The 13161-nt window shown below is 45.6% G+C and carries 7 protein-coding genes and 2 rRNA genes; 1 reads left to right on the top strand and 8 read right to left on the bottom strand.

Annotation, left to right across the window (positions count from 1 at the left end):
• Positions 1 to 38: 38 nt before the first annotated feature.
• The 8 genes from DXX93_RS13125 to DXX93_RS13165 all read right to left on the bottom strand — a co-directional run bounded on the left by DXX93_RS13125 (position 39) and on the right by DXX93_RS13165 (position 12146).
• A 23S ribosomal RNA gene (locus DXX93_RS13125) occupies positions 39 to 2915 on the bottom strand.
• 509 nt (positions 2916 to 3424) lie between these two features.
• Positions 3425 to 4981, bottom strand: a 16S ribosomal RNA gene (locus tag DXX93_RS13130).
• Together the 16S and 23S rRNA genes form the textbook arrangement of a ribosomal RNA operon.
• Positions 4982 to 5539: 558 nt before the next feature.
• Positions 5540 to 6091, bottom strand: a complete 552-nt coding sequence (gmhB, locus tag DXX93_RS13135) for a D-glycero-beta-D-manno-heptose 1,7-bisphosphate 7-phosphatase (protein ID WP_116008495.1) — start codon at positions 6089 to 6091, stop codon at positions 5540 to 5542.
• 165 nt (positions 6092 to 6256) lie between these two features.
• A complete protein-coding gene (locus tag DXX93_RS13140; protein WP_116008496.1) occupies positions 6257 to 7018 on the bottom strand; it encodes an SDR family oxidoreductase in 762 nt (253 codons plus the stop codon).
• A 12-nt stretch (positions 7019 to 7030) separates the two neighbouring features.
• Positions 7031 to 7948 (bottom strand): 3-hydroxyisobutyrate dehydrogenase, encoded by a 918-nt coding sequence (mmsB, locus tag DXX93_RS13145; protein ID WP_116008497.1) that lies wholly within the window; start codon positions 7946 to 7948, stop codon positions 7031 to 7033.
• Positions 7949 to 8091: 143 nt separating this feature from the next.
• Positions 8092 to 9231, bottom strand: coding sequence for an enoyl-CoA hydratase/isomerase family protein (locus DXX93_RS13150; RefSeq protein WP_116008498.1), 1140 nt, complete (start codon positions 9229 to 9231; stop codon positions 8092 to 8094).
• Positions 9232 to 9317: 86 nt separating this feature from the next.
• Positions 9318 to 10475: an acyl-CoA dehydrogenase family protein gene (locus tag DXX93_RS13155; RefSeq protein WP_116008499.1), complete on the bottom strand. Its 1158-nt coding sequence runs from the start codon at positions 10473 to 10475 to the stop codon at positions 9318 to 9320.
• Positions 10476 to 10967: 492 nt separating this feature from the next.
• A complete protein-coding gene (locus tag DXX93_RS13165) occupies positions 10968 to 12146 on the bottom strand; it encodes an acetyl-CoA C-acyltransferase (protein ID WP_116008501.1) in 1179 nt (392 codons plus the stop codon).
• Positions 12147 to 12512: 366 nt separating this feature from the next.
• On the opposite strand from DXX93_RS13165, the gene DXX93_RS13170 reads away from it, so the two are divergent.
• Positions 12513 to 12941, top strand: a complete 429-nt coding sequence (locus tag DXX93_RS13170) for a MerR family transcriptional regulator (protein WP_116008502.1) — start codon at positions 12513 to 12515, stop codon at positions 12939 to 12941.
• The last annotated feature ends 220 nt before the right edge of the window (positions 12942 to 13161 follow it).

Here is a 13161-nt window from a genome sequence, read left to right on the forward strand (position 1 = left end):
TTTATGAATGTTGTCAGTCAAAACCATTTGGGTGTTGTATGGTTAAGCCTCACGGGCAATTAGTATCAGTTAGCTCAAGGCCTCACAACCCTTACACACCTGACCTATCAACGTCGTAGTCTCCAACGACCCTTCAGGGGACTTAAAGTCCCAGTGAGAACTCATCTCAAAGCCTGCTTCCCGCTTAGATGCTTTCAGCGGTTATCAGTTCCGAACGTAGCTACCCGGCAATGCTTCTGGCGAAACAACCGGAACACCAGAGGTTCGTCCACTCCGGTCCTCTCGTACTAGGAGCAGCCCTCTTCAATTCTCAAACGCCCACGGCAGATAGGGACCGAACTGTCTCACGACGTTCTAAACCCAGCTCGCGTACCACTTTAAATGGCGAACAGCCATACCCTTGGGACCGACTTCAGCCCCAGGATGTGATGAGCCGACATCGAGGTGCCAAACACCGCCGTCGATATGAACTCTTGGGCGGTATCAGCCTGTTATCCCCGGAGTACCTTTTATCCGTTGAGCGATGGCCCTTCCATACAGAACCACCGGATCACTATGACCTGCTTTCGCACCTGCTCGACGTGTCTGTCTCGCAGTTAAGCTGGCTTATGCCATTGCACTAACCGTACGATGTCCGACCGTACTTAGCCAACCTTCGTGCTCCTCCGTTACGCTTTGGGAGGAGACCGCCCCAGTCAAACTACCCACCAGACAGTGTCCCCAACCGAGATTATCGGCCTAGGTTAGAACATCACGCATACAAGGGTGGTATTTCAAGGTTGGCTCCACTCACACTGGCGTGCAAGTTTCAAAGCCTCCCACCTATCCTACACATGTAGGAGCAATGTTCACTGTCAAGCTATAGTAAAGGTTCACGGGGTCTTTCCGTCTAGCCGCGGGTATACGGCATCTTAACCGCAATTTCAATTTCACTGAGTCTCGGGTGGAGACAGTGTGGCCATGATTACGCCATTCGTGCAGGTCGGAACTTACCCGACAAGGAATTTCGCTACCTTAGGACCGTTATAGTTACGGCCGCCGTTTACCGGGGCTTCGATCATGAGCTTCGCAGAGCTAACCCAATCAATTAACCTTCCGGCACCGGGCAGGCGTCACACCGTATACGTCATCTTTCGATTTTGCACAGTGCTGTGTTTTTAATAAACAGTTCCAGCCACCTGGTTACTTCGACCGACCTCAGCTTAGGGAGCAAGTCCCATCACCAGAGCCGGCGTACCTTCTCCCGAAGTTACGGTACTATTTTGCCTAGTTCCTTCACCCGAGTTCTCTCAAGCGCCTTAGTATTCTCTACCTAACCACCTGTGTCGGTTTGGGGTACGGTTCCTTTATATCTATGCTTAGAAGCTTTTCCTGGAAGCAGGGCATCAACAACTTCAACGCCGTAGCGTCTCGTCTCGACTCTCAGCCTTAGAAACCCGGATTTGCCTAAGTTTCCAGCCTACAATCTTTCACATGGACAACCAACGCCATGCTTGCTTAGCCTTCTCCGTCCCTCCATCGCAATATAAAGAAGTACAGAAATATTAATCTGTTTCCCATCGACTACACCTCTCGGTCTCGCCTTAGGGGCCGACTTACCCTGCCCTGATTAACATGGGACAGGAAACCTTGGTCTTTCGGCGAGGGGGTTTTTCACCCCCTTTATCGTTACTCATGTCAGCATTCGCACTTCTGATACCTCCAGCATGCTTCTCAACACACCTTCAACGGCTTACAGAACGCTCCCCTACCACTTGAGCAAAAGCTCAAATCCGCAGCTTCGGTGCATAGTTTAGCCCCGTTACATCTTCCGCGCAGACCGACTCGACTAGTGAGCTATTACGCTTTCTTTAAAGGATGGCTGCTTCTAAGCCAACCTCCTAGCTGTCTATGCCTTTCCACATCGTTTCCCACTTAACTATGACTTTGGGACCTTAGCTGGCGGTCTGGGTTGTTTCCCTCTTCACTACGGACGTTAGCACCCATAGTGTGTCTCCCGGATAGTACTCATTGGTATTCGGAGTTTGCAAAGGGTTGGTAAGTCGGGATGACCCCCTAGCCTTAACAGTGCTCTACCCCCAATGGTATTCGTCCGAGGCTCTACCTAAATAGATTTCGGGGAGAACCAGCTATCTCCCGGCTTGATTAGCCTTTCACTCCGACCCACAGGTCATCACCGCATTTTTCAACATACGTGTGTTCGGTCCTCCAGTTGGTGTTACCCAACCTTCAACCTGCCCATGGGTAGATCGCCGGGTTTCGGGTCTATACCCTGCAACTGAACGCGCAGTTAACACTCGCTTTCGCTACGGCTCCCCTAATCGGTTAACCTTGCTACAGAATATAAGTCGCTGACCCATTATACAAAAGGTACGCAGTCACCCTAAGGCTTCCACTGCTTGTACGTATACGGTTTCAGGTTCTATTTCACTCCCCTCACAGGGGTTCTTTTCGCCTTTCCCTCACGGTACTGGTTCACTATCGGTCAGTTAGGAGTATTTAGCCTTGGAGGATGGTCCCCCCATGTTCAGTCAACATTTCACGTGTGCCGACCTACTCGATTTCACTTATGTTTGTCTTCGTGTACGGGGCTATCACCCTGTATCGCCAAGCTTTCCAGCTTGTTCCACTAACGCCCATAAGCTTAAGGGCTAATTCCCGTTCGCTCGCCGCTACTAAGGAAATCTCGGTTGATTTCTTTTCCTCGGGGTACTTAGATGTTTCAGTTCTCCCGGTTCGCCTCTTTACGCTATGTATTCACGTAAAGATAGTTGCTTATGCAACTGGGTTTCCCCATTCAGAAATCTGAGACTATAACGGTTTTTATCACCTCATCTCAGCTTATCGCAGATTAACACGTCTTTCATCGCCTCTAACTGCCAAGGCATCCACCATATACGCTTAGTCACTTAACCATACAACCCCAAATAGTTTTACTTATTTAAGTCATCAAGAGACAAGCCTTGATGCTAATGTATTACTGACATTTTCACGTACTCATTAACAATTCTTAAAAAAGAACAGTAATGGAGTATGCTTGAATTAGATTAATAAATGATAAGGAAAAATCATTTATCAGGTTTGATTACTTTATTCATTAAAGAAAAGAGCGCGACACTCTTGTCTTACCTAAAGCAATCATTCGAAATAATTAATTTAATAATTATTTCGGGATATATATCAGCTTTCCAAATTGTTAAAGAACTCAATTTAAGACGCATTCGCTTAAATCGTGGCTTCCCTCCTGATGGAGAGGAAAAACCAAATTAAAATTATCAGAGTTTCTGACACCTTTAATTTGGTTTTTCAGTCTTCAATTTCGTTATCAATGCAATGTGTGTGAACACTCAAGGTACACGGATGTACCTGTGTCGACTCGACAGGATGTCTGTATTGTCGACCCATAATGTGTCTTACTTCAAGATAAGGAGGTGATCCAACCCCAGGTTCCCCTAGGGTTACCTTGTTACGACTTCACCCCAGTCATGAATCACAAAGTGGTGACCGTCCTCCCTAAGGTTAAACTAGCCACTTCTTTTGCAACCCACTCCCATGGTGTGACGGGCGGTGTGTACAAGGCCCGGGAACGTATTCACCGCGACATTCTGATTCGCGATTACTAGCGATTCCGACTTCATGGAGTCGAGTTGCAGACTCCAATCCGGACTACGACGTACTTTCTGGGATTCGCTCCACCTCGCGGTCTTGCTGCCCTCTGTATACGCCATTGTAGCACGTGTGTAGCCCATCCCGTAAGGGCCATGATGACTTGACGTCGTCCCCACCTTCCTCCGGTTTATCACCGGCAGTCTCCTTAGAGTTCCCGACACGACTCGCTGGCAAATAAGGATAGGGGTTGCGCTCGTTGCGGGACTTAACCCAACATTTCACAACACGAGCTGACGACAGCCATGCAGCACCTGTCTCACAGTTCCCGAAGGCACGAAACTATCTCTAGTAACTTCTGTGGATGTCAAGGGATGGTAAGGTTCTTCGCGTTGCATCGAATTAAACCACATGCTCCACCGCTTGTGCGGGCCCCCGTCAATTCATTTGAGTTTTAACCTTGCGGCCGTACTCCCCAGGCGGTCAACTTAGCGCGTTAGCTACGCTACTCACGTTTCAAGAACACAAACAGCTAGTTGACATCGTTTACGGCGTGGACTACCAGGGTATCTAATCCTGTTCGCTCCCCACGCTTTCGTGCCTCAGCGTCAGTATCTGTCCAGGTGGCCGCCTTCGCCACTGATGTTCCTTCCAATCTCTACGCATTTCACCGCTACACTGGAAATTCCACCACCCTCTACAGTACTCTAGTCAAACAGTTCCAAATGCAGTTCCGAGGTTAAGCCCCGGGATTTCACATCTGGCTTATCAAACCGCCTACGCACGCTTTACGCCCAGTAATTCCGATTAACGCTCGCACCCTCCGTATTACCGCGGCTGCTGGCACGGAGTTAGCCGGTGCTTCTTCTGTCGCTAACGTCACAGCTAGCAGATATTACCTACTAACCTTTCCTCACGACTGAAAGTGCTTTACAACCCTAAGGCCTTCTTCACACACGCGGCATGGCTGCATCAGGGTTTCCCCCATTGTGCAATATTCCCCACTGCTGCCTCCCGTAGGAGTCTGGGCCGTGTCTCAGTCCCAGTGTGGCTGATCATCCTCTCAAACCAGCTAGAGATCGTCGCCATGGTAGGCCATTACCCCACCATCTAGCTAATCTCACTTGGGCTAATCTTTTGGCACGAGGTTCCGAAGAATCCCCCGCTTTGGTACTTCTCTTACGAAAAGCACATTATGCGGTATTAGCAGTCGTTTCCAACTGTTGTCCCCCACCAAAAGGCATATTCCCAAGCATTACTCACCCGTCCGCCGCTCGACGCCAAAGGAGCAAGCTCCTCTTCGTTTCCGCTCGACTTGCATGTGTTAAGCCTGCCGCCAGCGTTCAATCTGAGCCATGATCAAACTCTTCAATTAAAATCGTTTGTGATGACCTTCTGTTAGGAAAGACATCGGCTCAATGAATTCTGTACAAATAAAACTTATAAAAAAGTAGTTTTTGCATGAGTTCACTGAGTTAATTTTTGCAAGCTCGAAACTTGCTTATTTGTAAAATCAACATCATGTGAATGCTCACACAAATTGCATGATAACTAATTATTAAAGAACTGAATCTTGCGATTCAAACAAAACATCGCACTCGTGTTTTATTGCTGCTCTCTCGTTGAGAGCGGATGCGCATTTTACGCCTCCTAATTTTGATGTCAACAACTTTTTGAAAATTTCTTGAAGAAGTTTTTCTAAGTTTTGTTGAGTGTTTAGTGCCTCTCATAGAGAACTAAACTTATCAAAACTGAGCTTTCGTCGTCCTGACTCGCTCTAATAAGTATTTCCTATACAAAACTTCGTTGGGCTGCCCCGTGGAAGTGGATGCGCATTTTAGAGATTTTTAGCTGGGCGTCAACACCTTTTTGAAATTAATTTTATATTATAGTTTAAGTGTTCATATTTTGCGCGATCGCATGGGTTTTATGGTTAACAAAGGAAGGCAGCCGCTTCTTTTATACAGGTAATTCGGTGTGCGTGAGTACTTTCATCGTCTTGATATTGGCTCGATACCAGTATTTTGTTGTGAATACCTGCCGCTTCTGCCGCTTTCATATCTGAAACCTTATCGCCAATAAAAGCACTATGCGCGATATTGATATTATGATCTTTTGCCGCTTGCAGAATCATTCCAGGCGCAGGCTTACGACAATCACAAGTTTTAACAAATTCATTGTGACCCTGCTCTTGATTTTTGGGATCAGGATGATGTGGACAAAAGTAGACATCGGAAATTGGAATATCGCGTTTAGCAAATTCAACTTTCATCCAATTAGTTAGCACGTCAAAGTCGCCCACAGTGTAATAACCACGGGCAATACCCGCTTGATTGGTAATGACAATAATTTCAAAGCCCATATCCAGTGCATAACGGCATACGTCAAAAATACCATCGACAAATTCGAATTCTTCTATTTTATGCACATAGCCGTGATCAATATTGATAATGCCGTCACGATCTAAAAATAGTGCTTTTTTCATGGTCTACTCTAGTTGTTTTATTTACTACGCATTTATATAGGTATTGTTAAGTCTAGATAAAGAAAAAGACGAGCATCAAACTCGCCTTTTTACCTAGTTATGTACTAATTATAAGCTAACTAACCTTAACTAACCTTTATTAACCCAAGCACAGCATAACATAAGCTACATAGCTAAGCCGCCATCGATTTCCACAACACGTCCAGTAAAGAATTCATTTTCAAAAATGTATTTTACCGTATGAGCAATTTCATCAGCTTCGCCAAGGCGACCAAGAGGTTTCATTTTTTCTAAACGTTCACGCATTTCTGGCTTCATTGCATCTGTCATTGCCGTGCGGATAACGCCCGGTGCGATTGCTCCCACTCGAATACCATAACGCCCAAGCTCACGTGCCCAAGTGACCGTCATTGCCACAACGCCCGCTTTTGATGCAGCGTAATTGGTTTGCCCCATATTACCGTTACGGGCAATTGACGACATATTAACAATAACGCCTTTGCGTTTGTTTTTAACCATATGAGCAGCTGCTTCTCTGCCACATAGAAAAAAGCCAGTAAGGTTAACATCAATGACCGACTGAAATTGTGCTAACGACATTTTCTTAACGATTTCGCCGTCTTTTTCTTTGATCAGCATTCCATCGCGCAAAATACCAGCATTGTTGACGAGCCCATCAAAACCGTCGAAGTCCTGATTAATCTGTTCAAAAACAGCTTCTACATCAGACTCTATGGTGACATTAGCAATATAAGGCTTAGCCGAAGACCCCGCTTGTTCAACTAAGGTAACTGTTTCCTGTAGTAGCTCAGCATCAAGATCAATGAGTGCCAGCTGTGCCCCTTGCTCAGCTAAACTGACGGCGATTGCTCGTCCAAGCCCTTGACCACCACCTGTGATAACAATTGTTTTATTCTCTACATTCATAGTTAGTCGTTTCTACTTTAATTGTTCTGGTTGCTCAAAAATTTTAAAAATACTGGAAAAGTCTATTCCACCATTACCCGCTTGCGCATGCATTGCATATAAACTTCTGGCGAGTGCGCCCATCGGCGTTGATGACTTGCTAGCTAGCGCAGTTTCCATTGCTAACCCTAAATCTTTCGCCATCAAATCGACCATAAAGCCGCCTTGATAATCATTAGATGAAGGCACATTGTCCATGACATCAGGACAAGGGTTGTAGACATCAAGCGTCCAGTTACTGCCTGATGATTTACTCATAATGTTGGATAGCACTTTTGGATCTAAACCATTGGCGATGCCAAGTTGAAGTGCTTCAGACGTGCCAACCATTAATACCGACAACAGCATGTTATTGCACACCTTGGCAACTTGCCCTGCGCCATGTTCGCCAGCGTGGAAAATGTTTTTGCCCATTTGCGAAAGAATAGGCTCGGCTCGGGTAAAACTCTCAACAGTTCCACCAACCATAAAACTTAACGTACCTGCTTTAGCGCCGCCAACACCGCCAGAGACTGGTGCATCGATAAAATCAATGCCCTGCTCAACAAGGACACCCGCCACTTTCTTCGCCGTGGTTGCATCTATGGTTGACGAATCAATTACCAAAGCGCCTGGCTTGATATGGTGAATAAGCCCTTCACCTTCGCTTAGGTATAGTTGTTCAACATGCTTGCCTGCAGGCAGCATGGAAATAATCACATCAGCATCGTCAACGGCTTTGCTGGCAGAGACTGCGGTGGCTGCGCCATGCTCCACCACATCAACCACAGCTTGTGCGGATAAGTCGTAAACGCAAACCTTGTTACCATTTTTGCGCCCCGCTTCGACCAAATTAATGGCCATAGGCCCGCCCATGTTACCTAAGCCAATAAAAGCGATTTTTATTGCCATGATGAACCTCCTTGCACTTTGTGGTGCCTAATCTGTGCAGCCCTTCGCTTCACTATGCGATGCAGCCGCATCAGCTTTTGTTATAATAATTTTGCTTGGCTTTATTTTTTTGTTGTTCTTATTAGGGATTTAATAAGCCTGCGCTATAAACTTTGTTCTGCCTTACCTAAATCAAGCAGCGGATGTTCTGACGCTGGCCAAGGTGGCGTGAAAAACCAGTCGATAACGTCATTGTCGACAGACTCAATTGAACTAAACCGCCAGTTTGGCTGGTTGTCTTTATCGACGAGTAAAGCGCGAACCCCCTCTTGGAACTCGCCATATTTGCCGCCCTTAACTGTCAACCCCAGCTCAAAGCGATAGCAATCAGCAAGCGACATTCCCTTGCCTTCACGCAATTGTCGATAAACTAAGTGTGCGCTAATTGCACTGCCATGTTTAAGCGCGGCTTGTGCTTTGTTAAACCACTTATCTTCTATTTCGTAATTGACAATATCGTTAACAATTTCGGTTAGGGTATTTGCCGAAGTGACTTGGTTAATAAGCGCTTTGTGCTCTTGTATCGATGACGCTGGCATTGATGGCAGTGCAATTTGTTCAAATTCACTTATCAGTGAACTTAGCAATTTGTGGTTGTCAGCGGCCGTATCGCTCCAATGTGTGGCCACTAACTTATCTAACAGCGCACTTTTTTGCGCTGCTAACATAAAAAAGTCAGCTAAATGTGTGTATTTAGCATCCGCGGCATTAATTGATGCGCCGGTCAGCCCTAAAAACAGTCCGCAGTTGTCTGGCATTTCATTTAAAAACTTTGTACCACCAACATCAGGCAACAAACCAATACTGATTTCCGGCATGGCAATTCGACTGGTTTCAGTGACAATACGATGACTACCGCCGACCATCATTCCTAGACCGCCCCCCATGACAATGCCATTGCCCCACACCATAAAAGGCTTACCAAATGTATGAATGAGATAGTCAAGCCGATATTCGTTGGCAAAATACGCTTCAATTTCTGGCGCATACGCATCTGGGTGGTTACACATGTCACGATACAGTTTGACGATATCACCGCCCGCACAAAACGCCTTTTCACCTTTTCCCTGCAATAAAACAGCAGCAATAGTGTCGTCTTGCTGCCAAGCAAGTAGCTGCGGATATAAAGCCGCGATCATTTCGCCGCTTAAAGCATTAAGCGACTTTTCTGCATTAAGCGTCGCAACGCCTATCGCTTTACCGTTTACACAATTGAGTGTTTCAAAAAGCACTACATCTGACATACAAACTTCCTAAAAAGGGATCTTTAAGTATTTATAATTAAAGGTACTTAAATTAAAGGTAACGAATAAAATCGCGCAATGAACGCTTACAGCAATTGACCTGCGCCTTCGGCTAATAACCGACGAGCGATAATGACACGCATAATTTCATTAGTACCTTCTAAAATTTGATGCACACGCACATCTCTAAAATGGCGTTCTAGTGGGTATTCTTTGATATAACCATAGCCGCCGTGAATTTGCAGCGCAGCATCACAAACTTTAAAGCCGATATCGGTGGCAAAGCGCTTTGCCATCGCACAGTAAGCCGTTTTTTCTGGATCGTTATTATCCAACTTAAATGCCGCCAGCCTAACCATTTGACGGGCAGCGACTAGTTCAGTTGCCATATCTGCCAGTTTGAACTGCAAACCTTGAAAGGCAGCGATAGGCTTGCCAAATTGTTCACGCTCTTGCATATAACTCATCGCGGTATTAAGCGCCTGTTGCGCTGTGCCTATTGAGCACACGGCAATATTGATGCGGCCACCATCAAGCCCTTTCATGGCAAATTTAAAGCCTTCACCTTCTTCACCCAGCAGGTTTTCAATCGGCACTCTGACATTATCAAAGGTAATTTGCTTAGTTGGCTGGGCATTCCAGCCGAGCTTTTCTTCCGACTTGCCATAAATAATGCCGTCGGTATCTGCCTCAATTGCAATTGCCGAGATACCTGCGGCACCTTCGCCACCAGTGCGAGCCATGACCACCAAAATGTCCGTTTCTCCCGCACCAGAGATAAACACCTTAGTACCATTAAAAACGTAATCATCGCCGTCACGTTTGGCTGAAGTGCGAAGCGATGCCGCATCAGAGCCAGCTCCCGGTTCAGTTAAACAATAGGAAGCAAGCTTTTCACCAGTCACGAGGCTTGGGCACCAAGCTTGTTTGAGCGCATCTTTCCCCCAGCTGGCAATCATCCACGTCGCCATATTATGAATGGTCATCATTGCCGTGGTTGCGGTGCAGCCCATCGCCAGTTGTTCGAAAATAATCGCAGAATCCAATCGGCTCAAGCCTAAGCCACCAGCCTCTTCTGGCGTGTATAAGCCACAAAAGCCAAGCTCACCAGCGCGAGTAATGACGTTTTTAGGAAAGATATGCTCGGCATCCCACTTGGCTGCATAAGGCGCCAATTCGGCATCGGAAAATTGCTTGGCAGTATCAGCAAATGCCTGCTGATCTTCGGTCAGGTTAAAATTCACAAAAAGTTCCTCGATAAATCACGGAGTAACCTTCACTATTGCCTCAGTCTTGTTGCCCAAGCTTGTCGCTCAAATTAAGGGCAAAAAGCTAGTACTAGAAACTAGGTGTCAAATGTAAGGCATCAAAAACTAAGCACATTAATTTGAGTGTTTAGTCTGGGACGCCAACAGTTAATCCGATGTTTGTACTTTTTAACAATTGCTATATTCGACCAATTTATTTTGGTTCTGTTCTTATTCTTGTTTAGTTTTTGGCGGATACCTTTAAAAGTAACCGTGCCAGTGCCTAAGCAAGTGTTAAAAAAGCCTGTTGTAATATATTTTGGCTGTTTACGATTATTGCTTATTTACACTAATCATCAGTTACATCTATTGATGATCAGCGTTATTAGCCAAGCCAGCGTTATTGTTATTTTTGTTGCAAAGCCTCAATCGGCAGCCGCTGGCTTAACCTTTACGTTATAAAAAGCGCTATAAAAAGTGCTTAAAAAGCTAGAACATTTCTAATGCAATTGCGGTTGCTTCACCGCCACCAATACATAATGATGCCACGCCTTTTGATAGGCCTTTATTTTTTAACGCGTGAATCAGCGTAACCATAATACGCGCCCCACTTGCACCTAGTGGGTGACCAAGAGCACATGCACCGCCATTGATATTCACTTTCTCAACATCCAGACCTAATTTATCAATACCTAGCATGGCCACCATGGCAAAGGCTTCGTTAATTTCAAATAAATCAACATCAGCAACTGACCAACCTGCGCGATCTAATAATTTACTCATGGCACCAACGGGAGCGGCAGTAAATTCTTCCGGCGCTTGCGCGCGTGTAGCGTGAGCGATTATTTTACAAATTGGTGTTAGGCCGCGCTTTTCAGCTTCTGATTGCTTCATTAGCACTAGCGCTGCTGCACCATCTGAAATTGAGCTAGAGTTAGCAGCGGTCACCGTACCGTCTTTTTTAAATGCTGGGCGTAAAGAAGGAATTTTTTCTGGACGGGCATTACCCGGTTGCTCATCGGTATCGACAATCGTATCACCGCGACGAGATGAAACCGTCACTGGCGTAATTTCATTAGTAAATGCACCTGATTCAATTGCAGCATTAGCGCGAGATAAAGAGCGAATCGCGTATTCGTCCATAGCTTCACGCGTGTAATTTTCATCATCGGCCATTGATTGCGCAAAACAACCCATTGCGACGCTATCGCTGGCATTTTCAAGACCATCCATCATCATATGATCAATGACTTGACCATGTCCCATGCGCATACCACCACGCGCTTTGGGCAACATGTAAGGTGCGTTTGACATGCTTTCCATGCCACCAGCGACAGCGACATCAATCGAGCCGACCAATAGTGAATCGTGGACATCCATGACTGACTTCATGCCTGAGCCACACACTTTGTTAATGGTGTTGGCGAGTGTTGATTGCGCAAGGCCAGCACCTAAAGCAGCTTGACGCGCAGGTGCCTGTTTTAAGCCAGCCGGTAACACACAGCCCATCACAACTTCATCGATTTGATCTGAGCCTAAACCAGCTTGTTCAACCGCTGCTTTAATGGCGACGCTACCTAATTGTGGCGCGGTAACTGATGATAGTGAACCTTGAAAACCGCCCATTGGCGTGCGCGTTGCTGAAACAATTACTACGGGATCTGACATAACCTAGTCTCCACTTTTATTTGTTGCATATAGTATTGCATTTAGTGTTAATCGCTGTGTTGCTAATGGTTTGACATCACTAGCGACTCATATTAATGGCGGCTAGCCTATCTTAAATTCACCTTTACGCCAACGTTAAGTCATACCATAGACAGGCTAAATGCTGATACGAATTGGCAAATACTCTAGAGCAATCTCAAGCTTGGATCTGCCTTTAACGCAAAGTTAACTGCGCGAAACACTCGACTAGCTGTAACTTTTTGCTTACAAAAAGTACGATTATCTTAGCCAACCCTCAGCTTTACCTTAACGTAAACTTACCCTATATTGGTGAGCAAGTAAATTTTCATTATTTTCCGTTTTTATATGTCGAGTAACACTGAAAGCCACGCCAAATCTGATGCCAGTGACGCAGTTAAAACTTATGCCATTGGCGAGTTGGCAAAAGAGTTTGATATCACCACACGTAGTATTCGCTTTTATGAAGATCAGGGCTTGTTAGCCCCCACCCGTCGCGGCCAAACCCGAATTTACAGCTTGCGCGATCGCGTTCGCTTAAAGCTTATTTTGCGCGGTAAGCGCCTTGGCTTTTCGCTTGCAGAAACAGGTCGACTATTTGAACTTTACGATGTGGACAAAACCAGCGCTAAACAGCTGGAAACCATCTTGGAATTGATTGCTGATAAAAAAGCAGATCTTCACCAGCAACTGGAAGACATCAAAATCGTACTGGTGGAGCTAACAAATTTAGAGCAAAGCTGTTTAAACACCTTAGCCAAGGTGACTAATCGCTAGCCAAGGTGACTAATCGCTAGCCATATAACCAAGTGAGACTGTGCTTAACAACTAACTCAAAATAAAAATGATTAAGCACAGTCCACTAACTGAAACGCATATTGATTAAGTGCATCCAATAACATGAATAACAAATGCTCAACAACAAAATAAACATTACAACAAGTGCCGTTTACAACACTGATTATCCGCCCATTCGAGTTGAGCTGTTAATCAAATA

The sequence above is a fragment of the Thalassotalea euphylliae genome, assembly GCF_003390335.1.
Lineage (GTDB): Bacteria > Pseudomonadota > Gammaproteobacteria > Enterobacterales > Alteromonadaceae > Thalassotalea_F > Thalassotalea_F euphylliae_B.